This is a genomic window from Dyadobacter diqingensis, assembly GCF_024220585.1.
GTDB lineage: Bacteria > Bacteroidota > Bacteroidia > Cytophagales > Spirosomataceae > Dyadobacter > Dyadobacter diqingensis.
Map to the genome: position 1 here is coordinate 269925 of NZ_JAMXKF010000006.1, position 25536 is coordinate 295460.

Consider the following 25536-nt stretch of genomic DNA (forward strand, 5'->3'; position numbering starts at 1 on the left):
CTACTTCAAAACCACCATTGAATAGGCCGGAAGTTTTAAAGTCTGGTTTTTGATTTCTGCTTTGGAGGAAGAATGAAACACAGGCGTTTTAAACTTTCCGGGAACATTAACTGATTTTTCCGTATCGCCCACATTGTGAATGACCAACAAATCTCCTGAGCGATCCGTCCTGATAAATGCAATAACATCGGTTTCACGGATACCGCTTTCTGCCAGATTAACGGGTGAAACCTGCCCCAGAGCGGGCTGCGAATGACGCAGTTTTAAAAGCCTTTTGTAATGGTTGAAGAGCGAGCCCGGATCAGCTTTCTGAGTTTCCAGATTTCGCACGCTTTCATCCGTTGAAAACTTAGGATTCAACCAGGTTGGTCTTTGCTTATCGGCGGATTTGGCGGCCCATAAAAATGGCTCCCGGATATTTTCGTCCGGTTTATCACCCAGCATCCCGATCTCCTCGCCATAATACAAATAAGGCTCTCCCGGCAGCGTCAGCAATAAATTGGCTGCCACCTTCATTTTATCAACATTCCCGTTAACCGCCGTACCAATGCGGATCTGATCGTGATTACCTGTGACTGTGGCATCAATAAAATCCGGATTCACTTTTTTGTACTCGCCATAAGTATCGGTAAGCTGTTTCACCAAATCAACATGCTCGCCTTTACCCAGAATTTTCTGAATCGCCAGTGCCGCGTCAATATTAAAATTCGCCGGCAACCCACGGAAATACGGTGCCACCTTATCGGGTGTGGCCCACACCTCACCAACCAGATAAACGTCCGGCTTGTAACCCGTCACTTTCTCCCGAAACTCCACCCAGAAAGCCTGACTTTTTTCGGCTTCCCAGTCCGGATAAATGTGTTTGGCAGCATCCAGCCTGAACCCGTCCAGCCCTACTTCTTTTAGCCAGAATTCGGCAACGGAATAAATCTCTTCACGCACCTTTGGGTTATCAAAATTCAGGTCAGGCATTCCGCTCCAAAACAAACCGTAATACTTTTCGGGCCCGGCTTCCTTGGTGGCATGCCAGGGATTAACTTCCCAGGAATCGCCCGATTTCTCACGTGTGGCAATGCCGAGTGAATCGATCTTTGTCTGGGAAAGCCAGACATAATAATCCCGGTAAGGGTTGTCCTTTCCTTTTTGCGCCTCCAAAAACCACGGATGCTGGTTGCTGGTGTGGTTCACAACAAGGTCTTTCACGATCTTCATGTTCCGCTTATGTGCCTCCGATATCAATCTCTTGAAATCATCTATCGTACCATATTCCGGATCGATCTGCCGGTAATCGGCTACGTCATACTTATGATAAGTCGGGGATTTGCAAATGGGTGTGAGCCACAAAGCGTCAATTCCTAGATCTTTAAGATAATCAAGTTTGGATGTGATACCGTTGATATCGCCAATGCCATCATGGTTCGAGTCGGCGAAGGAACGGACAAAAATTTCATAACAGACACCCGGCGGCTTCGTCACCTGGGCCTGCGTTATGGTTCCATACAGAAACCAGAACGCCAAAAAAATGGCTCGCTTATTTTGTTTAATGCTCATTTATCTTCGAAATCATTTTTTAGTAATTGAATAAGAATAATTACCGGCATTGCTGAGATTGAGTACTACGGTATAAGTACCGGCGGCCATAATTTTAATGTTGCCATTGTCCAGGGTGTCCGGAATATTATCTCCGTTGGCATCACCAAAGGCAATCGCCCAGTCATCATTGGCACGGAATTTCACCTCCCCTTCTTTTAAAGCAATTTCCGTTTTCCAAACCCCTTCGGCTGCATCAAAGGTCATATCCAGATCGGAATCCCAGCCACCGGTCGTGGCTGAGCCTATAAGCCCCCAGGCCGTTTTGGTGGCCGACCATGTACTTGTATTCAGATCAACTTTTAACAGATAATACCCTGCGCCTTTTTGCGTCAGATTTCCGGTCGTGCCCAGTTTCCCCGGGCCGCCGCCTCCGTAGTCACCGTCCGTCCAATTCGGACCGTTCGTGAGTTTAAACTCGGTTGTTGCGTCCGGGAAATTCACATAACCTTCGTAGGTTTTGTCGTCTTTTACAGAAACTACGCGCGGCGCTTTATCGGGAGCCCATCCCTGATGACTGCCCGGCACATACAAGGCAGGATAAACGATCACTACAAAATACGGCGTGACTGACAACGCCGCCGCCGCAGAGGTTACGTCCATACTCTGCGCATTGGTGCCAAGAGACGAAATAACGCGGGCTTCGATCTGAGACAACTGACCCGCGGTCAATTTCAATTTGTTAATCAGCAAATTGTTAATCTCCGTATTTGTCAGTGATTTTTTCAACAAATTCCCTCCCGGAATCTCCGCCGGTTTTTGAAAATTGTTGCCTTTTTTATCCAGCTGAATGGTGTAACTGATCACGCTTTGATAACCATAATCAACAGGCGTCCAGGAAAACGACACGGCTTCCTTATTCGCATTTTCATTGGTCAGCACCAGATTGGGAGCGCTCACCGACAACACAGGTTTCTCACCTGCGACTGCGACAGTTCTGATCTCATCTTTTTCACAAGCCGACAAGGACAACATCGCCGCCAATGCCGTAAAAACGGAAATTCTTATATTTTTCATTTTAATTCTGGTTCAGGTTAGGGTTTGCAATCAGGTCGGTTGCCGGTATCGGAAACAGATTAAAGCTTTCTGAAACTCCTTTTCCATCTTTAACGCCACCTTTCCAGGGCCACAAATAGGTGCCTGACGTAAGATAACCGTAACGGATCAGGTCTGTTCTGCGATGTGCTTCCCAGTAAAACTCACGTCCTCTTTCATCCAGAATATCGTTCAGACTTAATGAAGTGACATTCCCCTTCGCATTACCATACGCGCGCTCCCTCAGTTTGTTAAAATAGCTCAATGCGGTGGCATCATTTCCGCCCGTGCCGCCGCGTTTTACGGCCTCGGCATAGGTGAGATACATTTCAGCCAGACGAAACAACGGGAAATCAGTTGAAGAAAAAGAGCCACCGGCCGAAGGTGCAGTAACACCGGCAGAGGTTATGTTGCGGAACTTGGTAACGGCCAAACCATCCGTAAACACGGCCGGATCTTCCATTTCCAATTTGTTTCCAAAAAACATGGCACGTTTGTCCTTGGCCCCACTGTAATCACCAAACAACAGCGGCAGATTTTTGGTGGTCCTGTTTCCACCCCAGCCTCCGTTCGGAACGCCGAAAGCCGGCGGGTTCATAGCCGCGTTAATAGCCGCATTGATAATGAAGGTAGTACCGCCGTTATTCTGCGTTTTCACCCCGTCATAATTTATCGACAACAACACTTCCGGGTTGTTTTGATCATTATCTGCCAGAAAAAGATTTTTATACTCCGGCATTAGCCCATAACCGGATTTTATCACTTTGTCTGCGTACGTCACGGCATCATTGTACCGCCCTTTTCCCTTGCCCAGATACACCTCCGCATTCAGATACAACCGGGCCAGCAATGCCCATGAAGTCGCCTTATCCGCACGCCCGTATTCGTTTTTCCTGGGCTCGGACAACACCGGTTCAATCGCTTTTAATTCTGTTTCGATATAACTGAAAAGGTCGGCGCGTTTAATCTGCGGCGGGATGTATTTGCCGATGGGATCGTTTTCAGTCACAAAAGGAGGATTTCCGAAGAGATCAATAAGTACCCAATATTGAAACGCTCTCAGGAATCTTGCCTCGGCACGAAATTTCCGTACCTCCTCGGCATCCTGTCCGGTAATACCTCTGGCGCTTAACTTTTCGTCGGTCGATTCACGGATAAACTCGTTGCATACCGTTACATGAAACAAGCTGCGGTTATACAGAGCCGTCAGCAAAACATTGCTGGCTGTCCAGTTCAAATTATGAAAATCAGGAACACCCGGATCATTCCACACGCAGGCTGCCTCGTCTGTGGTGAGTTCCTGCGCATTCCAGAAAAGTCTAAGAAAATCAGCCTGGCCCGGATCAATACCTGCAAGGTCCGAAATGGCTATACCATTATTGCCGGCTAAGGCAAAACTACCATACGTTTTAGCCAAAACCTGCTTGTAATCAGCCAGCGATTTGTAGGCAATATCCGCTGTAATGGAATTGGTTGGCGACAAATTCAGGTCATTGGTGCAGGAAGTAATCCCCCCGATCACCAGTCCTGAAACGGCTGCTATTTTAAATAAAAATTTCATATCTCAGTGATTTTAGGATTAAAAGTCAAGGTTCAGCCCCAACACAAAAGTTCTTGGTCTCGGGTAAAGATTGTAGTCAATACCACCATTGATTTCCGGGTCAAGCCCCTTGTATTTGGTTACCACAAAAACATTCTGGCAGGTCGCATTAATCCTCAGGTTCATTTTATTGCCAAGCACCCGACCGGCGTTATAACCGATGCCAACATTATCCATTCTCAGGAAAGAAGCATTCTGAACGTAATAATCAGACTGGTACTGGTTGTTGAAAAAATTGGTGTTGAATATGTCCGTCGTGCTGTTGCCGAGGATGTTGTTCGGATTAAGGATATTCCTTTTCACCCCGAAATTGGAAGCAACGTTATTGTAATTATAATTACCCAGATTCGCCCGCAAAATCGTACTCAGGCTCCATTTCAAATAATTCAGCTGTGTATTGAAACCCAGCATTACTTTCGGGAAAGGAGATTTGTAGCGATACTGGTCTTTTTGATTGATCACGCCGTCGGCATTCAGGTCAGCGTAAACACTTTCAAGCGGCTTCCCGTCCATATCATACACCTGTTTGTATACGTAATAAGAAAACGTGTTGTAATTCACCGAATGGATCTGAATGCTCTGACCGGTTCCGCCTGTGATGCCACCTGTTTGGTTCCCTGCGAATTCGGGATCGCTAACTGCCGTAAGGTTTGTGATCTTATTGTTGTTATAAGTCACATTAAATCCTGCATCCCAACTAAATTTCTTTGTTTTTACAGGCGTGCCGTTCACGGTAAATTCGATACCCTTGTTTTCAATATTCCCTACATTGGTCAGAATCTGATTGCTGAAATTCGAGCCGATTGGGATAGGAACCGTATTTAAAAGGTTTTTCGTCTTTTTAAGATAAACGTCGATACTTCCGCTTAAACGATTATCAAAAAATCCGTAGTCAAGTCCGGCGTTGGCGGTTGCGGTTTGCTCCCATTTGATATTTTTATCATACGCAGCCGGCGCCGTCATGTTGTAATAATTATTGCCAAACTGATACTGAGAGGCATTGGAACTGACTGAATAAATACCCAGATAGGAATAGTTGGCGATGCCATCCTGATTTCCCGTGATCCCATAGCTCAATCGCAATTTCAAATCCGATAACTTGCCCGAGGTCGATAAAAAAGACTCTTTGTTAATCCTCCACGTAAGTGCGGCCGAAGGAAAAACGCCCCAGCGGTTTTCGGGAGCAAACCGTGACGAGCCATCCGTACGAACCGAAGCAGCCAGAATATACTTGTCATCGAAGGTATAAATCAACCTTCCGTAGTAGGAAATCAGCGTATTTTCAGGGATATCAAAGTCAAATTTCGGCTGCGATCCTTCTACGATATCACCGTTTGCACTGTAATTCGGATAGAAATAATTTTTGGTCGAATTATTATAATAGCCGTAACCGGCTGTGGCACTTACCGTACTTTTGATTGTCTTAAAGTCTTTAACGTAATTCAGATAAAACTCTGCTACCTTGTTATTTACCTTTTGCAGATATTTATTGTTTTGCCCTTTTGTGGTAAAACTCTGTGCGGCATATTCCGGCACAAATGTCGTACCGTGACCATTTGAAATATCGTATCCCAAATTCAGGTTGGCATGCAGATCCGGTAAAAAATGGAACATGTAGTCAAACTGAGCATTACCAAAACTACGCTGAACCGTACCATTGTTATCCTGAAGACGTATCAGTGAAACCGGATTTCTTGGCGCGTTTGGGTTAAGGGTTGCTTTTCCGGTTTCGTCCTTGGTAACCCATTCAAAATACCCGCCGAAAGGACTGCTTGCGTCCATTACGGGTTGTGTCGGATCAAATTGGACCGCATTGATGATTGCCTGCTGATTGGCAAAATGTGACTTCGTAAGCGCTCCTTTAAGATTCAGGTCCACTTTTAAGTGTTTTTTAAACAACCGCGGACTGATATTGATCGAAGCCGATGGGCGTTGCAGTTTATCGGTGATCAGGATACCATTTTGAAGCAGATAACCCATTGAAACACGGTACGGCATGTTTTTCAACGCGCCGGTGATGCTCAGGTTATTGTCTGTACTGATACCGGTGCGGTAAATTTCATCCTGCCAGTTGGTATTGGCCGTTCCGAGCAGTGCTTTCTGAGCATCCGTTCCGTTAGCCTCTACGTAGGACCTGAACTGGTCTGCCGACAGGGCATTTACCATTTTCCCAATCTTTGAAACCGCTACCTGTGTATTGAAATTAATGGCGGGTGTTCCGCCCTTTCCTTTTTTAGTGGTAATTAATATAACACCGTTAGACGCCCTCGAACCATAAATAGCCGTTGCCGATGCATCTTTCAGTACACTAACCGTTTCGATGTCATTCGGGTTGATAAGGCTCAGCGGACTTGGCGCGCCATTTAAAGTACTGCCGCTTAACGGAACACCGTCAATCACGATCAGCGGATCGTTACTGGCGTTCAGTGAAGCTCCGCCACGAATCCGGATCGTACTCCCGCCTCCTGGCTGGCCATTGTTGGATGTAATGGACACGCCGGCCACTTTACCCACAATCAGCTGCTCGGGACTTTGTATGTTTCCTTTTTGAAAATCTTTTGACGAGACGGTTGTTATCGAGCCCGTCAGTTCCTGTTTCTTTTGCGTTCCGTATCCAATGACGACAACCTCTGTCAATTCTTTCACATTGTCTTCCAGCGTCACATGGATCACCGTCCGGTTGTCCACCGGAATTTCCTTGCCAAGCTTACCCACAAAACTAAATACGAGGGTGGCATGGGCCGGAACATTTTCGAGTGAGTATTTTCCGGCAGCGTCAGTTTGTGTTCCCAGCGAACTGCCTTTTACGAGCACGTTCACGCCCGGTAATTCGGAGCCATCCTTGGCGTCGGTGACATTCCCGCTCACAACGGATTGCGCTCTGGCCGATAAACTCCCCAGCCATAGCAGGAGGGTTATGCAGAGTAATTGTTTGTAATGTTGATTCATCTTACAGGAATAAAATGTGGTAGATTGCTTTTAAACACCCCGATTCATTCAATAGGTAAAATCCTATTAATTATCGAAATATTTCTCAGCAAAAGTATCCCTATAAAAGCCGCGTGTCGTTCCACTTCACGTTTCCGCGAAAATTTCCAAAACTGAGGCTAAAATCACTATTAAATAATTGACAGTTAATGATTTAATAATACAATTCAAAAGACCACTTTATAAAATGGCACTTATTTTTTTGAAAGTTTAAGTCCGAAAAAGCCAATTATTCTTCCAAACGGCTCTCGTTGTAGTAGTCGCGGGGCGTTTGGCCGGTGATCTTTTTGAACGACCGGTTGAAGGCCGTTTTGGAGTTAAAACCCACTTCATAGGCGATACTCAGCAGGGTATAATTCTTGAATTTCGGATTATCAACCCGCTGCTTAAACTCGTCGATGCGATAGGAATTAATGAAATCAAAGAAGTTTTTGTCAAAGCCGTCATTGATCACTTTGGACAAGGTATGCGAAGGTAATTTAAGCTTGATTGAAAGCTCATTCAGACTTAACCGTGGGTTGGTATACGGTTTGTTTTTAAGCATGTATCCTTCCACAATTTCCTTTAGGGCCTGGATGTTTTCGGGCTGCTCGGTTTTCTTATCGGGTGTTTCGTCTTCGGTTTCCGGCAGCGGTGCATGATTGAGATCCCCGAAAATAGACAACGGCTGAGGGGAAATTTTGAAAATTTCAGGCTGATGAATGGCAAAATAACCAACGAAATACGTAATCGTCGAAAATGCCAGCCATATCGCGTCAACACTTCGCTCTACGATCTGCATGACATTGAACTCAAACCACTGACCGAGCCCAAGCATCACAAACAGAAAAAACCATAACCCAAGACAAACCGCCTGGATAAACATAACCGTATTGAGATAATGAAGATTCTGCTCGTAGGAAAAATGGCTTTGATACTGTTCCCGGTAAAAGCGAAAGGTTTTCCTGAACAGAAACCAGAAATAGGTGTTCCAGGCGAGCCCCAACAGACCTGTGCCTAAAAATACACCCAGCAGCTTCCAGTCGCGCATCAGGAATTGCATTTGCAATGTGGTGTCGCTCATCAGGAAAAATGGCAGATACACAAAACACTGAATGATTGCAGGTAAAAAGAACATCACCTGCCGGACAGGCTTAGTGGAGTGATTGAAGAGCAGTTTTTGCAGGTAAAAATAGAACAGCGGTACGTACAAAAACAGGATAAAATCAGGCAGTAACAACACCTTGGTAAAAGCCTGCGCGGCTTCCCGATAGCTGCCGATCGTTCGCAACAGGATCATCAGCGACGCAAAGCCGATCGTAATCACCAGCCAGCGGTTTGCAGCACGGTTATAGTTCTGAATGGTGGGAATGGCGATAATCAGCAATATCCCCTGAAAAACGGCAAAAAGCAGCAGCAGATCATAGATCGAGTAAAAATGAAAAGATGCCGTAAGATCCTCCCACCCATCGATTTCGACATCCACAGACATATGATCGACTTTTGAATCCCGGTAAATCGCGCGATTCGGGCGCGCCTTACCACTTTCCCTTCCTTCAATGGATTTCCAGCTTCCTCTTGTGAATTTATATTCTACCGGATCTTTTTCGGTGTAGATTGTGGTGCGGTAGGTTCCGTCTACGTTTTTGTAAACCTGGTACAGCGGATTGTCAGGATCCCAGTCATTAAAGTTTCCCGTAATAAATAACTGGGCATCGTGGGGCGTATTTTCAGGCAGCTTTTTGATGATGAACGAGTAGACAATCTTCCGTTCCCATCCCGTAATAAACAGTTTTATCAGGCGCGGATCCGAAAGTTTTGAACTATCATAAACACGATTTGCGAGCGGAATACCAGTAGAATCCCCTTCCACCAAAGTCCAGTTGCCCTGTGTTATTTTGTATTCAAACCTTGAAGGTGTTTTAGGTAAGTCGATGTAATAAATCCCTGATGGGTCTTTTTTGAATACATAATCCGGATCGCCTGGACTCCAGTTATTCAGGTCCGACGCCAGATAAAGCGAAGACGATGGCCCAACCAGCGGCGGGGTGCTGACAATCTCAATACGTAACTGTGAATAAGCGATCTGGTTAAAAAGTACCAGGGTCAAAATTGCCAAAAATCTGGTCATTCAATAATTCATCAACGTGAGTTTACAGAGGGAACCTGGGGGAAATTCATTTTCTCACCAAATTTAAGGATTATTCTTTGTCTGCTAAACATTAGCATGCTTCTGTCAAAAGATAAAAACCGGGATACCGTGTTTGTAAAACATTAATCACAATAAGCAAAACCCGGTTTCCAGTATAAATACGAATGAAATAATATTTAACAATGGTAGATTTGATATAAAATGACTTCTCGTGTTCGGCGCGACCATTGACTATTGACCGTTGACCATCGACAGTTGACCATTGTCCATCGTCCATTGTCAATCGTCCATCGTCAATTCTCCCATCGCTGACAGTCCAAAAACCTTTCTTACTCCAAATGGTAGACTTTGTCCACCATTATCACTAAATTTGCTTTCTAAAAATTACAGAACAGATTTACAAATCTTGGTTTAGTGTTATGAAATATAATAATAGCTTGTTGGACAACCCGGTCTGGAATTCGTTGCAGACCGTCCATCAGGATATGCGCGAGGGGACATCCAATGCAGCAAAATATCCCGGAGGTGTTTTACCTTTTATGGCATTGCGCGACAGAGAGGGAGATTTTATACAGGAAATCTCACCTTACTTCGATAAAAATGAACAGGTTTTTCTTGTTGGAGATCAGCCGCTTTTACCCGAAAACTGGTCGAGGTTTTCAAATCTGGAATGCCTGCAAATGGTCTGGTCGTCTTTGAAAAATGGAGAGCCTAAGGGAAACAACGCTGACATTACGGAGTTACTGGCATCGGATCGCACCGAAATGTTCGACTTTATCAATGCGATTCAACCGGGTTATTTCAAAATTAATACACCTGCATTGGGGCATTATTACGGCATCCGCGTAAACGGAAAACTCGCGGCAATGGCAGGCGAAAGATTAAAAATGACGGGTTTCACTGAAATCAGTGCAGTTTGTACCCACCCCGATTTTACGGGAAGAGGTTTTGCCTGGGAGTTGCTTCTTCATTTGTATGATAAGATTACACAGGCAGGCGCAACACCTTTTTTGCATGTGGCCGCCACAAACGAACGGGCTATCAGTCTCTACAAATACCTTGGTTTTGAAGAGAGAAGACATATCGACTTTTCACTCATCGGGTTATCTTAACTCGATTGAAAACATGAAAAGAACCATTTATTAAATCAAAAAACCTCAAAAGATTTTAATAAAATCTTTTGAGGTTTTTTCTGAAATCCAATCTCGCACAGACCTTCAGCGCAAAACCCTTATTTTCTCCACAATATCTGACTTCTGGATTCACGTAAACGCTGTGTTACTTTTGCCCCTCGTTCCTGCAGTGTGAATAAAATCTCCCGTTAACAGACCAATCATTATCTGCCAAACGATCCATTTCAGCTCAATCACCTCTCCCATTTTGGCTACAAAAAATACCAGTTTGGCGACAATCGCCGGCCACCGGTTGGAGACATTTGTATCGTTCAAACAACTTAAAAATAACAGAAAATGAAAACGATTTTTATAACCGGCGCATCAGCCGGACTGGGCAAAGCGACTGCTAAATTATTTCAATCGAAAGGCTGGAAAGTCATTGCAACCATGCGAACGCCGGAAAAAGAAACAGAATTGAATTTGCTGGAAAATGTAACCCTCTTACCACTAGACGTAACCAATATTACCCAAATTGATGCGACCGTCAAAGCGGTTACAGAGTCCGCTGACATTGACGTGGTATTCAACAACGCCGGATATGGCCTGATCGGTTCGCTGGAATCTTACACCGAAGAGCAGATAAGAAGTCAGTTTGAAACCAATTTCTTTGGCGTGATCTGGATCACCAAGGCATTTATCCCCTATTTTAAACAAAAAAGAAGCGGTCTTTTCATCACCACAACATCCATTTGCGGGCTGAGCACTTATCCGCTTTCGTCGATATACAACGCTTCAAAATGGGCGTTGGAAGGTTGGAGTGAAAGTATGTCCTATGACCTGGCGGCATTCAATATTGGGATCAGAACGGTGGCGCCGGGCGGAATCAAAAGTAATTACATGAATGTGATGACCGTCACCGAAGACAAAGCCTATGACGGCCTGATGGAAAGGATGACTGAGGGTTTTACGGACGGAACGCTTATGGAATTTTCAGACCCTGAGGTTATCGCAGCCGTTGTCTATCTGGCAGCGACCGATGAAAGCGACCAGATCCGGTATCTTGCAGGAAATGATGCAGTAAAAACCTATAACAAACGACTGGCAGAAGGCCCGGAATTGTTTCGGAAAAACCTCGCGAAATACCTGAAACTTGAAAGTCCTTTCCAACCCACCACAGTATAAATATAATAACTTGCATGGAAATCCCTCTGGCGGGTTTTCCATGCTAAGATGTAACACGTATGAAATCAGAATCAAAACCACCTTTTATCTTCAATTCGATTTCCGAGTTACACCGGGCGCTGGGATTACCCAAACCGCTGCATCCGCTGGTAAGCCTGGTTGACTATTCGAATATTAAAAGTAATACGGATGAAATAGCCAAGGGCATGATACTGAACTTCTATAAAGTGTCATACAAGAAGAGTTTTCACGGAAAAATTAAATACGGACAGGGTAGTTATGATTTTGATGAAGGTGGGTTGTCTTTTATTTCGCCGAATCAGGTTATTTCTGCGGGAGAAAATAAGGCTGATTACAGCGGTTATACTTTATTATTCCATCCGGATTTCATAAGAACCTATCCGTTGGGCAAAGGCATCCGGAATTACGGTTTTTTCTCTTATTCGGCGTCTGAGGCCCTTTATCTGTCGGAGCGTGAAAAAGAGATTATCATTGGAATCTTCAAAAACATCGAACATGAACTGGGATTATCGATCGATGGTTTCAGCCAGGATATCATGATCAGTCAGATAGAACAATTACTGCATTACAGCAACCGGTTCTATAACAGGCAGTTCATCACCCGAAAGGCTGCCCATAATGACCAGTTGACCAAACTGGAACGATTGCTTTCAGACTATTTTGACAATCAGGAGACTTTGCTGAAAGGTTTGCCTTCTGTTCAATATCTTTCAGATCAGTTATGCGTATCTCCCCGATACATGAGTGATATGCTCCGCTCGCTGACAGGTCAGAACACCCAGCAGCATATCCATCAAAAAATGATAGAAAAAGCAAAGGAAATTTTAAGCACAACTGATCTGACCGTTGCAGAGATTGCTTACCAGCTTGGTTTTGAGCACCCTCAGTCGTTTAATAAGATTTTCAAAAGAAAAACAAATGTCTCTCCCGTCGAATTCCGGCAGTCGTTTAATTGATGTCTTGTGGCGAATTTCGAAGATAAACTTTGTCTCAAAAATATAACATTTGGATCGGCGAAATCCCCTGACTGATCCTTAAATGATATAAAATTGCATTTTGGTGACTTTGACTTAAAAATCTTTCCTAATTTTAAGGAAGTTTTTTATTTACAAAAGCGTCATTCGTCTGGTGATTTCCCAAACTCCTATCCTGCTAAAATTACATTTTTTGTTTCTGCTCACGATATGCGTCAGTGCATGCAAAGACAGCGACAAAAAATCGGGCAGTGGGAAAGTACATATTGAAAAAGTTAACGGGAGATATACTGTTTACAGAAACGGAAAGCCTTTTCAAATCAAAAGTGCCAGCGGCGATTCCCATTTCAAAACGCTTAGTGACTGCGGCGGAAATACGATCAGAACCTGGGATACAACACATCTGGGTGTGATTCTGGACAGTGCGGCAAAAAATCATCTGACGGTTATCGTCGGTCTTCCGGTTGTCAACAACAACGACCATACGTTTTACCCGAATCCTGCAAAAGTAAAATCTCAGCATCAGGCTTTCACTGCAATCGTTAACCGATACAAAAACCACCCGGCGCTGCTTATGTGGTGTGTTGGCAATGAGCTGGATTTCCCCTACGGCCTTTCATATCATTCATTTTATCAGGCCTTCAACGCGCTTACCGGGATGATCCACCACGACGACCCGGATCACCCCGTAACGACCACCGTGCTTAATTTCAATTCAAAATATATTTTAAACCTGGTATTACGGTGCGATGTTGATTTCATTTCATTCAATATTTTCAGCAGGCTGCCGCAGCTTCGGCAAGAGCTGAAAGATATTCTATGGATTTGGAATGGACCTTATATGCTGCTGGAATGGGGAGTTAACGGTCCCTGGAAGGGTACGGAACAAACGGAATGGGGCGCCTATATTGAAGATACCAGCAAGAAAAAAGCCGAAATTTATAAAGACCGTTACGAAAAAGATATGCCGTTCGATGACCCAAGATTTCTTGGCGCATCGGTATTTTTCTGGGGAAACAAACAGGAAACAACGCATACGTGGTTCAGCATTTTTGACGAAACAGGTGCCGCTTCCGAAGCTGTCGGTACGATGCAATGGCTATGGACCGGAAAAAAAACGGATGAAAAATACCCGGATGTTAAATACATGCTTTTGAATGAAAAAGGTGCAAGGGATAATGTTATGCTGGATGCCAGTGCGATAGCATCGGCCGAGGTGCTGATGTTCAGTCATTCTGAAAAAATCAAAAAAATAAGCTGGAATATTTTCCGCGAAGACTGGTACAGAAAAAACAACGAGAACAGCACGCGAAAACTTAAACCGCTAGAAAACGGGATTCAGTCTGAGAACAGTTTGAAGGTAACCTTTACAGCTCCTTCGGAGGAAGGCCCTTATCGCCTTTTTGCAACCATTTATAACGAGAACGGCCATTTTGCCTCCTGTAATACACCATTTTATGTAATTAGTGCCAAATGAATAAAACAATTACCGTAAAACCTCCTTCCGGAAGGGAACTCATAACCCTGCGCCTCATGATATTTCTTGGCGTAGTTTCGATGTGGTTTTTTCTGGATACCATGCTTTCACATGCGGTCAGGGGAAATACGGTTTTGTACTGGATGCTGGTCACTACTTTCGTTTTTGGCGGGCTTAAAATACTCCATGAATGGGCACATTATTTTTATATAACGGTTCCGAAAACGCCTCCGCAGACCAAAACGTACAGTGTCGATATTTTCACTACGTTCTGTGCCGGCGAACCGATTCAGATGATTGAGGAAACCCTGACAGCACTTCAGGCCATCACTTATCCCCATAAAACTTATCTCTGTGACGAAGCTGATGATCCCTATTTACGGGAACTGTGTAAGCGACTCGGCGTTTATCACGTCACAAGAACACTAAAAATCAATGCCAAGGCGGGTAATATCAACAATGCGCTGAGCCAGTCGGACGGAGAATTATGTGTCGTGCTTGATCCGGATCACGTGCCCTTCCCGGATTTTCTTGATCCGATTGTTTCTCATTTCAACAATCCCGAGGTTGGCTTTGTGCAAATTGTACAGGCCTATAAAAACCACAACGAAGGCCTGATCGCCAAAGGCGCTGCCCAGCAAACCTATCAGTTTTATGGTCCGATGATGATGACCATGAATAAGTACGGTACCGTGCAGGCCATTGGCGCTAATTGTACTTTCAGACGCACCGCCCTCGAATCAATCGGCGGACACGCGGCCGGACTGGCGGAAGATATGCACACGTCCATGCAGCTTCATGCCAAGAGGTGGAAATCCGTTTATGTACCAGCCGTGCTGGCCCGCGGACTGGTACCATCCACATTGTCTGCATATTATCAACAGCAATTGAAATGGTCAAGAGGTGTTTTTGATTTGCTGGTCATTGCATACCCAAGACTATTCAAACAATTCACCTGGCAACAGAAACTCCATTATGCGTTTATACCGATGCATTATGTTTCAGGTCTCATATTTCTGATCAATTTCCTTATCCCGGTTATCTCGTTGTTCTTCAACGAAAGTCCGGTATACATTAACCTCTTTGAGTTTGGGTTGGTGTTGTTACCCCTTTCGGCCTCAATAATTCTGATCAGGCATTATGTACAGTATTGGGTGATGGAAGACGAGGAAAGAGGATTTCACGTCGTCGGCGGACTGCTGATGATCGGAACCTGGTGGGTATTTATCACCGGCCTGGTTTATACAATTCTCCAGAAAAAAGTCCCTTACGTACCCACGCCAAAAGAAGGAAATGAAGACACGAACTGGATCCTCAATGTGCCCAATGCGATTATCCTCGCTTTGTCGCTAAGCGCGATTGGATATGGACTGTCGACAGACTGGAACCCCTATAACCTTGCCATGGCCGGGTTTGCTTCCATGAACTGTTTTTTCATGGTTTTTGTCATTGCAGCCAGCCGGCAGCAACACGTACAAAAATGGAGTACGAGGTACAAATTGCTGCGTAATTCCATGAAACAGATTCGTGAAATCAAAGGATATTTCTGGATTCTTCGCCGCCGTATTTATGCAGGAGTACGATCAATGGCCCTGTTAATCAGCACCATGTTACTGTGCACGCTGGTTTATTTTAACTATTCGGGAGATAACATTGAGCAGTCAGACTTAAAGTCCGCTGATCGTAACACCTCCTTTTTTCTTGGCACTCATTTAGCCGAAAATCAAAATCCGGGCAATCTATTAAAAGACATCAGGAGGTTTCAAACCGACCGGAAAATTGGGTTGAATCTCATCGCGATTGACGTAAAATGGGGAGAAAAACTTGAAAATATTGCATCCACTTTGCAAACCATTGATTCGATCTATGCCAACGGCTCGATACCAATGATCACCTGGCGTCTGGATAAAAATTTATCTTCAGGTTCGAAAACCCTGGTTGGTCCGGAAACCGTATTTGCTCGTCGTACCACCGATGGCCAATATGATGCATATCTTAAGGTATTTTCAGATCAGATCCGTTCGCTGAAACGGCCTGTTTATATTCGTTTTGAACCGGAATTGGCGAATGCAACCCAGCCTGATATATTTACAGCAGCGTGGAAATATATCTTCGATTTTTTTGCCAGTCATGGAGCCTATAACCTAATCCGGATTTGGCACGCACCACAGACCAAAGAACCAGAATCCTATTTCCCTGGAAAACCATATGTTGACTGGATCGCTTTGTCGTCACCAGCAGATTTCCCAAAGCAAGAGACTTTCGTCGGTTTGGGATTACCTCTCATGATCATTCAGCCGGATTCTTCAGCTCAGGACAAACTCTGGTTAAAAAATACACTGACGGAGGCTAAAAATATTTCCAGTCAGATACACGGACTTGTTTTGTCTGACACCTCCATTGATAGCGTTTCGGACAATGATTTAAGACAGTATCCTGGACACCAACGATTTGCAACGAATGACGGGTTATCGACGCTTTTAACCACATTCCTCCCGGTTCAACCTCAGTCTTCCCGGGATAAAACCAAGGCTGCTTTTGAGCATATCAAAGGGATTAATTATACCAAAGGACAAGAGTGGACTAAAAACGTGCGTGTTTTCACGAAAGATGAACTGACTGCTGATCTCGCTGAAATGAAGGCATTGGGTATTAATACGATTAAACATTATGGTCCCGGAATTTACGACCGCAATATTTTAAACTCTGCCAAGGAGGCTGATATAAATATTCATTATGGTTTCTGGATACCTCAGAATATTGATTTCAGAAAAGATACCGACCAGCTTGACGAACTGGCATCTGACATTTTAAACACGGTAAAAAATCATAAAGGAAATAAAAACATAACTGCGTGGAATATAGGCAACTCGGTCATGCAAGGACTGGAAAACAGTTATTTTAAACCTGAATTGCTTTATCAGCAGGATGCTTATCTCTTGTGGCTTCGTCGACTTATTGACAACATAAAAAAAACAGACCCCAACCGGCCGGTAACCATAGATGTGTCGGTAACGGATGACCTGCCGTACGTAACAGGAAGGCTCCGTAGTTTCATTCCAAAAATTGATGCGGTCGGATTGGTGTTGAAAGATCAGCCGGTTTCCAAAGCACAACTGCAAACATTGGGTCTGCCGTATTTCATCAGTTATGCCGAAGTGCCGGGTTATGAAAAATTGAAAGATAACAGTGCCGGCGTTTTCATATCAAACTGGCAGGATGAACAACTGACTGACCGGGTACAGTTGGACGGTATTAAAGATCTTGCCGGCCGTAAGAAATTGTCTTTCTTGAAGTTAAAAAATGACTGGAGTGTTGGCACGCCGCTACCGGCTGTTCCACTTGTGAAAATTCTGAAACCTGCGGCTGGAACATTTGAAGGCGCTGAACTTATCTACAATGCGCTGCTCCGGAAAAATGGTCAGTGGATACTTGCAAGCACAGCAGCTTCCGGTCTTACTTTCGAGTGGAAACTGGTTCGTACAGATGGGTTTGAGAATCCGGTTGATTTGGATGAAGTCAGCAAAGGCCCCCGCTTGTCACTACAAATCCCCAAAAATCCATCGGAATACCGGCTTTATCTTTATGTGATTAAAGGCAAAACAGTCATTTCTGTTTGTAAATCAACGCTTAATACGCCACTCTCCTTTTCGAAAAATGTTGAATAAACTACCGGTTATCTCCACTTAATGTTTGGATAAAGTGATTGAAAGTTTCTCTTTTGATACTCCAGTCCGGGGCGGGAATATTACCCCATACCTCAGGATTATCGGCCAGATTAAAATAGCAAACCCCATATATTTCCTTGTGGTTTTTAATAACATCTGCCGCATTTTCCATCCATTGCTGTTTGTAATCCTCAGGCCCCTTAACGCCGAATTCTGTTATAAAAACCGGTTTTCCTCCCAAGCGAATACGGTTGAATTTGCGGTTATAAATCGTCCCGAACGACTCCTGTTTGGTCGGGTCCGTTATATTTTTATCCGGTAAGCCATAAATAGCCACGCTGACAAAATCCACTACGTCTTTGCCCGGCCACCACTCCATCGAACCACGATCACCTGCTGGTCCCCAGACTTTTTTAATATTACCGCCATTTGAGTTACCAAAATTCATGAAATAACGAAATGCCTTGATATACAACACCGGATCCTGGCTTTGCCAGGCGTAACGATGAATCGGAATTTCCATTTCATGAGCAAAACGGAGATAAACCGTTCTTTTGGCAGAGGCAAGAATCCGGTATAACTCCCTGAATTCCTGATCATAAATACCGTTGATCGTGTTCAGCAGCACGTTTGTGTCTTTTCTTGCTTTTTGGTCACGCCATGGTTCAAAAGTCACGATAATATCGTGGTCACGTTTCATGATTGCCTCGAAATCCTTTTCAAATGTCCCCTCCTGTATATGTTGCAGATCAATAAAAACATGCTCCGTTCGTACAGACGGCGAGGAAACCAATAACATTTTAGGATCATAAGCGCCAATAACGGGTTTCGATAGCGACACAGGGAGCTTTCCTGACTCATCAATTTCCGCCGTTCCATATATGGTTGACGCTTCATTTTTTACTTCCTTTAAAGCGTTTGTTATGGCATCTTTCGTTAAAGAATCCTGTTTTTCAACGCCCAGAATCAAAAGCGGTTTGTCCATAAAACGGACCCGGTGTATTTTCCTTTTTATCGCAGTTTTCAAATTCTGTTCGATCGGATAAGCGGTTGCCAAACTTTCTGATTTGCTGTGCAATGAAACACTCACGAGATCGACGGTCTCCTTGCCAGGCCAGTATTCCTCCGTACCCGGATATCCCGCAGGTCCCCAAACAATGCTTACGTTTTGCGATCCCATCTTACAAATGCGGGAAAAATGTTTAAATGCTTCAATATAATCATCCGGAGACTGATATTGCCACGCATAAAGCTGTACCGGCACTTCCATTTCAGGATTCCATCTTACCAAAACATTGTTCGGATGACGGGCCGTTACTTCACAAAACAATTTCAAAATTTCGTCAAATTCGCCATTTGCAACCTCTTTCAGTACAAGCTCGTTCGATCCCGACTGCATTTTAACAGTAATCATCACATCGTGCAGGCGATTCAACTCTGCTTCCAGTTTTTGCAGCGTGTCGCTATTGGCTGATTTGTCAAGTGTAATGCAAATATGCTGTAATGAATCTGCCGGATAATTCAAAAATTTACCCGAACGATCATAAATTTCCAGAACAGGCTCCTTAAAATCATGATTTATAGCGCTCTGTCCTGTCTTATCTGTCAAAACAAAATCTCTAACCTTAAAAATGATCACACCAAGCACGATCAGTCCTACAATGAAAAATATGAGTTTTTTGTAATTCATTTAATATACGGGGAAAGTTTGGCGGCCTAAAAAATGCCATCGTGCCACATTTTAAGGCTTTTTCGATAAATATCATAAATCTGAGGCGTTTAATAAACCCCATGCGATACTTTCAGCTGCAATATTATTCTAAAAGCGTTTTGTTTTGTCAGCTTGATAACAAAAAACGATGGTTTAGATTTGCGACATTGCAAACCCAAACCATCGTTGTAATATACAAAACCAGGTTATATCTCTGTTTACCAGAAAAATACATAAACCAGTGTCAGCAGCGCGCAAACGCCAACCGCTCCGACCCGGAAACTATTGGAGGTGGCAAACCAGTGTTTATCCACTTCAAAAGCCTTTTGACTGTCTTTTCCTTTTGATTCAAACAAACTTATTGCTACCTGAACAACTACGCAAATCCAGAAAACAGTGCCCATACGGTTCAAAAAAGGCATATCCGGAATCTGATATTTGAACAAGGCCGAAAGCGGAATACTTAGCAAGGCGGCGGCGAGCGCTCCGTTGGCCGTAGCTCTTTTCCAGAACATACCCAGCAAGAATATACAGAGAATCCCCGGCGAGATGAACCCGGTGTATTCCTGAATGTATTCAAATCCCTGCCCAAAATTCTTCAAAAATGGACTGATCATCAGCGCAATGGCAAACGAAACCAAAATAGCCACACGTCCCAGCCAAACCGTTTGCTTGTCGGTCATGTTTGGGTTGAAAAACTTCTTATGGATATCCAGCATGTAAATCGTAGAGATACTGTTGGCTTTTCCTGCCAGCGAGGCCACAATCGCCGCTGTAAGTGCTGCAAAAGAAAGTCCTTTTAGCCCCGTCGGCAGAATGTTCAGTAAAACCGGATAAGCGTTATCAGGTTTTACGATCGAATGATCGGTAATTCCTCTGACGATAGCCGCATCTGCATTTTCCTGAAACAGTACATAAGCGGCCAATCCCGGCAGAACCACGATAAATGGCATCATCAACTTTAAAAATGCAGCAAACAAAACACCGTTTCTTGCCGTGCCCAGATCGGCTCCGAGCGCACGCTGAATCATATATTGATTACAGCCAAAGTAGTTGAAATTAACAATCCACTGCCCACCGATAATAAACATCATCAGGCCTGGCAATTGACTGTACGCGTCAACCTGGCCGCCTCGCCCGTCGTGCACAAAAAATTTACCCGGCTCAAACACCATATGCAGGTGATGATCCGCCTTTTCTTTGATCAGGCTCAATCCCTCAAAAATACCCGCTCCGGTACCGACTTTATCCGATAATAAATTAAGAGCGAGATAAGTAGTTGCTAAACCTCCGGCCACCAGACAAACAACCTGTATTACGTCCGTATAACCAATTACCTTCATTCCGCCAAGCGTGATAAAAACGGCGAAAACAGTCAGAAACAAGGCACAGGCCATAAAATTAAAGCCCGTCATTGTTTCCAGGCTTAACGCGCCAAGATAAATGATGGAGGTAAGATTTACCAGAATGTACAAAAACAGCCAGAATACCGCCATGATCGTGGCAAGCCTTTTGTCATAACGCAGCTGCAAAAACTGGGGCATGGTGTAAATATTATTCCGGATATACATCGGCAGGAAATAAATGGCAATGATCACCAGTGAAAGCCCTCCTACCAGCTCATAAACCGAAATAGCAAGACCCAACTGAAAAGCCTGCCCCGACATTCCGATAAACTGCTCCGCGGAAATATTGGACGCGATAATGGACGAACCTATAGCCCACCAGGTAAGCGAACCTTCCGCGAGAAAGAAATCCTTCACCTCGTTTCCTTTTACATCGGTCGTCTTTTTGCCCTTGTAACGGTAAACCCAGTAACCATAACCGGCCACAATAATAAAATAGACCAGAAATATGATGTAATCTATTGTTTCAAGACCTAGTTTCATGGATTTATTTTGACAGATGGAATGGAAAGCAAAACTGTGTTTTCGCGGTGTACCGCAGCGGAATTTTTAGGATTGATCAATTTCATCCGTTCCCCTTTTTATAATCGCTGAGGAATTTGGCCAGTCCGCTGTCTGTCAGAGGATGGTTCAATAAGGCCAGCATCGCGCTCAACGGTCCGGTGATTACATCTGAGCCAATTTCGGCACACTGAATAATGTGCATCGGGTGACGGACAGACGCAGCCAAAATCTGAGTTTTATAGCCATAGTTGTCATAAATCTTGCGAATTTGGGCGATCAGACCGATACCGTCTGTGGAGATATCGTCAAGTCGGCCTACAAACGGAGACACATACGTGGCACCGGCTTTGGCAGCCATCAATGCCTGACCTGCTGAGAAAACCAGTGTGCAATTCGTCTTAATCCCTTTTTCAGTAAAGTATTTTATAGCCCGGACACCATCTTTGATCATCGGAACTTTCACAATAATATTCGGGTGCAATTGTGCCAGGGCCTCTCCTTCCAGAATAATATTTTCAAAATCGGTTGATATTACCTCTGCTGAAATCGGTCCGTCCACAATATTACAGATGTCAACATAATGTTGAAGTATCCGGTCTTTGCCCGTAATGCCCTCTTTGGCCATCAGTGACGGATTTGTCGTTACACCATCCAATACGCCCAGGTTAGCAGCTTCGGTAATTTCAGCCAGATTGGCCGTGTCAATAAAGAATTTCATACAATGGATAAAGTTAATTTTGAATTCAAATAGCAATAAAAGTGTATTAATGACACAATTTTAAGCAAACAAATGGTTTATACAAATACTTTTATAAAATTTATGATAATTTTTATAAAAGTAACTGATGGTTATATTTAAAATACTATGATTGAAAGCCATGAAATAACAACATAAATCACCTGAAATTTCTGCCGGAAGGAAATATTTCCACCTGCACATCTTTTTTCGTCTGTGTTCTTTTATTGATCATCTGCGAAACATATTCATCTTTTTCATCTGCCCGCGAAAGGGTGAGTAAAGCCGGGTTATCCTGTTCGTTTGCTGTGAGCTTACGCAGTAATCCGGACAGATCAAAACAGCGTCGGACGATCACGTGAATTACTTCTCCTTCAATTTGCAGCTTACCTTCCACCATCAACAGCCGGGATTTCAGCACTTCCTTCCGGTATTTCTCAAAAAGATTTTGAAAAACGACCAGATTCGCGACACCCGTTTCATCTTCAATGGTAATAAAACAAACCCCTTTGGCAGTTCCGGGCCTTTGCCGAACCAGTACCAGACCCGCCACTTTCACGACCATACCGTCCTTCATTTTAGGCAGTGCATGGGTCGGTGTTACACCAAGTAAGGCTAGTTTTTCCCGGACAAAACCAACCGGATGCGCTTTTAAAGACAAAGCGGTTGAAGTATAATCCTGCACGACATGCTCGGGGGCCGTCATTTCCGGCAAGAATACCTGCTGCTCAAAAGTACTCTCCGAAGCATGGCCGTTGAACAAACCCACGGGTCGGTCATTAAGGGCCGAAACTTCCCATAAAGCCTGCCGGCGGTCCAGGCCAATGGATCTGAATGCGTCGGCATCGGCCAGTTTTTCCAATGCAATTTGCGAAACACCCGCATCACGCAGGGCATGAATGGTGCTGTAAGGTTTTTCCCTTCCCGCCAGCAGCATCTGTATATCTTCTTCCCGCAAACCCTTGATCTGCCGGAAACCCAGCCGCATCGGCAGGTATTCCCTTTCCATGCCAAGGGCTTCCAGCAAATTGTCCCAGTCGGAGTAATTGATATCCACCGGCCTCACCTCAACATAATTCTTTTTTGCATCAATAATAATCTGGGCTGGCTGGTAAAAACCCATCGGCATACTGTTTAGCAAAGCCGTCGCGAAAACATCCGGGTAATAACACTTGATCCAGGACGATACGTAAACCAGCAGTGCAAAACTTGCGGCATGACTTTCAGGAAAGCCGTAACTCCCAAAACCTTCAAGCTGCTTAAATACACGCTGTGCAAATTCCCTGGTATAACCCCGTTGCATCATCCCATCAGTCAGTTTTTTTTCAAACTTGGTAACCATTCCCTTTGCTTTAAAAGTAGCCATACTTCGCCGGAGCTCGTCCGCTTCCGCAGGTGAAAAACCTCCGGCAACGATCGCAATTTTCATCGCCTGCTCCTGAAACAGAGGCACTCCCAAAGTCCTTCCAAGAATCTCTTCCAGTTCTTTTGAGGGGAATTCAACGGTCTCTTCTCCATTGCGTCTCCGCAGATAAGGATGTACCATATCGCCCTGAATCGGCCCCGGACGCACAATGGCGACTTCGATAACCAGATCATAAAAATTTTGGGGCCTCAACCTGGGCAACATGGATTGCTGTGCACGGCTTTCGATCTGAAACACCCCAATTGTTTCCGCATGACTAATCATGTCATATACCGCCGGATCATCTTGTTCAATATTGGCCAGGGTCAAATCCAGATCATAGTGTTTTTTGGCAAGATCAAATGCTTTTCTGATGCAGGTCAGCATACCCAAAGCTAGTATATCAATCTTTAAGAAACCCAGCGTGTCAATGTCATCTTTATTCCATTCTATGCAGGTTCTGTTTTCCATGCGTGCATTCAGGATCGGGCACAGATCAGACAACTTCCCGCGCGTGATCACAAAACCGCCGGTATGCTGTCCCAACTGACGCGGAAAGCCCATAAACTGTTTGGTCAGATCCAGTATCTTCAAAAGATGAGGATCTTCCGGATTAAATCCATGTTCTGCAATCCGCTTTCCTTCAAACCATTCTTCTGTAAACTCCCAGATAGAACCCGAAAGCCGATTGATGGCGTCTACCGATAAGCCCATTGCTTTTCCAACATCACGAATAGCGCCCCGCTGGTGCTGCTGTGTTACGGTCGCAACGATGGCCGCCCGGTCTCTGCCATATTTATTGTAGATATACTGGATAACTTCCTCCCGTCGCTCGTGCTCAAAATCGACATCAATATCCGGCGGTTCATTACGGGCCGAAGAGATAAACCGCTCAAACAACAGCTCAAATTTCATGGGATCTACGGACGTGATTCCCAGACAATAACAAACCGTGGAATTAGCCGCCGAGCCCCTGCCCTGGCATAAAATATTCTGTTCTCTTGCAAAACGGACGATATCATAAACGGTTAGAAAATAAGGCGCGTAATCCATTTCCTCAATAAAGGTCATCTCGTGTGCTATCGCAGACGTAATCTTCTCCGGCACATTTCCCGCAAAACGTTCCTCCGCCCCCCTCCATGTCAGGAATTTAAGTTCCTCCAAAGGCGTACGACCGTCATTTGTGATCTCTTCGGGATATACATATTTCAGTGAGTCCAGCGAAAACTGACAAGCTTCGGCAATTTCCTGCGTGCGACGGATCGCATCCGGATAATGCCGGAAAAGCCGGATCATTTCATCGAACGGTTTCAGATATCTTTCTCCGTTCTGATTCAGACGAAAACCGGCGTTATATATCGTACATTTTTCACGGATACAGGTAAGAATATCCTGTAATTCCCGTCGCTGCGCATTGTGATAGTAGACATTATTGGTGGCCACCATCGGGATATCCAACCGTGTTGCAAGCTGCGAAATGCGGTACAGCTTTTTCATATCATCCGATTGATAAGAACGGGACGCGCCGATGTACAGGTCATTTCCCAAAGCCTGCCGGTATTCCTCAGCCGCTTTTTTAAAAGCAGGATCAAAATCAAAGAATTCGTTTAACGAAACCGGAGGCAGAACAATGAATTTCATTCCTTTGGCATACGTGTATACATCGGCTTTATACAAATGGCACTGCCCCTTTTCCGCCCGCATGTTCCCCTCCGTCAGCAAAGCCGAAAGCTGAGAATATGCCTTTTGACAGGTCGGATAAGCGAGCAAACTGGGGCCATCCAGCAAATCGAGCCGACATGCCGGAATGATAGAAATATCTTTCCCCTTCGCCGCAGCATGCCCGCGAACAATACCTGCCAGACTATTGCGATCCGTAATGGCAATTTTTTTATAACTCATTTCAGCGGCCTGCAACACCAGCTCTTCCGGATGCGACCCGCCCCGTAGAAAGCTGAAATTCGTTGTTACCTGTAATTCCGTGTAGCTCATA

The 25536-nt window shown here is 44.5% G+C and carries 15 protein-coding genes; 5 read left to right on the forward strand and 10 right to left on the reverse strand.

All coding sequences use genetic code 11. From position 1 onward, the window contains the following. The 5 genes from M1L62_RS18255 to M1L62_RS18275 form a co-directional block, all read right to left on the reverse strand. Positions 1-1551, reverse strand: a complete 1551-nt coding sequence (locus M1L62_RS18255) for an alpha-amylase family glycosyl hydrolase (RefSeq protein WP_254561055.1) — start codon at positions 1549-1551, stop codon at positions 1-3. Between the two features lie 12 nt (positions 1552-1563). Continuing rightward, entirely contained in the window at positions 1564-2607 is a 1044-nt protein-coding gene (locus M1L62_RS18260) for a SusE domain-containing protein (protein WP_254561056.1), read from the reverse strand. Between the two features lies 1 nt (position 2608). After that, positions 2609-4186: a RagB/SusD family nutrient uptake outer membrane protein gene (locus tag M1L62_RS18265; RefSeq protein ID WP_254561057.1), complete on the reverse strand. Its 1578-nt coding sequence runs from the start codon at positions 4184-4186 to the stop codon at positions 2609-2611. 18 nt (positions 4187-4204) lie between these two features. Continuing rightward, positions 4205-7174 carry a SusC/RagA family TonB-linked outer membrane protein gene (locus M1L62_RS18270; protein ID WP_254561058.1) on the reverse strand — a complete coding sequence of 990 codons (2970 nt, stop codon included), beginning with the start codon at positions 7172-7174 and terminating at the stop codon, positions 4205-4207. A 268-nt stretch (positions 7175-7442) separates the two neighbouring features. Then, the gene (locus tag M1L62_RS18275; protein WP_254561059.1) at positions 7443-9323 is read right to left on the reverse strand and encodes a helix-turn-helix domain-containing protein; all 1881 of its coding nucleotides are present in this window, start codon (positions 9321-9323) and stop codon (positions 7443-7445) included. A gap of 440 nt (positions 9324-9763) precedes the next feature. On the opposite strand from M1L62_RS18275, the gene M1L62_RS18280 reads away from it, so the two are divergent. Beyond that, the gene (locus tag M1L62_RS18280; protein ID WP_254561060.1) at positions 9764-10456 is read left to right on the forward strand and encodes a GNAT family N-acetyltransferase; all 693 of its coding nucleotides are present in this window, start codon (positions 9764-9766) and stop codon (positions 10454-10456) included. Positions 10457-10606: 150 nt separating this feature from the next. Here the strand turns inward: M1L62_RS18280 and M1L62_RS18285 are convergent, their stop codons facing one another. Further along, the gene (locus M1L62_RS18285) at positions 10607-10792 is read right to left on the reverse strand and encodes a hypothetical protein (protein ID WP_254561061.1); all 186 of its coding nucleotides are present in this window, start codon (positions 10790-10792) and stop codon (positions 10607-10609) included. A 21-nt stretch (positions 10793-10813) separates the two neighbouring features. On the opposite strand from M1L62_RS18285, the gene M1L62_RS18290 reads away from it, so the two are divergent. The 4 genes from M1L62_RS18290 to M1L62_RS18305 all read left to right on the forward strand — a co-directional run bounded on the left by M1L62_RS18290 (position 10814) and on the right by M1L62_RS18305 (position 17781). After that, positions 10814-11641 (forward strand): SDR family oxidoreductase, encoded by an 828-nt coding sequence (locus M1L62_RS18290; protein WP_254561062.1) that lies wholly within the window; start codon positions 10814-10816, stop codon positions 11639-11641. Between the two features lie 59 nt (positions 11642-11700). Then, entirely contained in the window at positions 11701-12618 is a 918-nt protein-coding gene (locus M1L62_RS18295; protein WP_254561063.1) for a helix-turn-helix domain-containing protein, read from the forward strand. A 211-nt stretch (positions 12619-12829) separates the two neighbouring features. Continuing rightward, positions 12830-14113: a glycoside hydrolase family 2 TIM barrel-domain containing protein gene (locus M1L62_RS18300; RefSeq protein WP_254561064.1), complete on the forward strand. Its 1284-nt coding sequence runs from the start codon at positions 12830-12832 to the stop codon at positions 14111-14113. Then, positions 14110-17781 carry a glycosyltransferase family 2 protein gene (locus M1L62_RS18305; RefSeq protein ID WP_254561065.1) on the forward strand — a complete coding sequence of 1224 codons (3672 nt, stop codon included), beginning with the start codon at positions 14110-14112 and terminating at the stop codon, positions 17779-17781. Before M1L62_RS18300 ends, M1L62_RS18305 begins: the two co-directional genes overlap by 4 nt. Position 17782: 1 nt before the next feature. Here the strand turns inward: M1L62_RS18305 and M1L62_RS18310 are convergent, their stop codons facing one another. From M1L62_RS18310 to M1L62_RS18325, 4 genes are all read right to left on the reverse strand, one after another. Beyond that, positions 17783-19471: a glycoside hydrolase family 26 protein gene (locus M1L62_RS18310; RefSeq protein ID WP_254561066.1), complete on the reverse strand. Its 1689-nt coding sequence runs from the start codon at positions 19469-19471 to the stop codon at positions 17783-17785. A 239-nt stretch (positions 19472-19710) separates the two neighbouring features. Continuing rightward, on the reverse strand, positions 19711-21381 hold the full coding sequence (locus M1L62_RS18315) for a sodium/sugar symporter (RefSeq protein WP_254561067.1): 1671 nt from the start codon (positions 21379-21381) through the stop codon (positions 19711-19713). A gap of 82 nt (positions 21382-21463) precedes the next feature. Then, positions 21464-22120: a fructose-6-phosphate aldolase gene (gene fsa / locus M1L62_RS18320; RefSeq protein ID WP_254561068.1), complete on the reverse strand. Its 657-nt coding sequence runs from the start codon at positions 22118-22120 to the stop codon at positions 21464-21466. A gap of 178 nt (positions 22121-22298) precedes the next feature. Beyond that, positions 22299-25535: an error-prone DNA polymerase gene (locus tag M1L62_RS18325; RefSeq protein WP_254561069.1), complete on the reverse strand. Its 3237-nt coding sequence runs from the start codon at positions 25533-25535 to the stop codon at positions 22299-22301. Position 25536 lies beyond the last annotated feature (1 nt).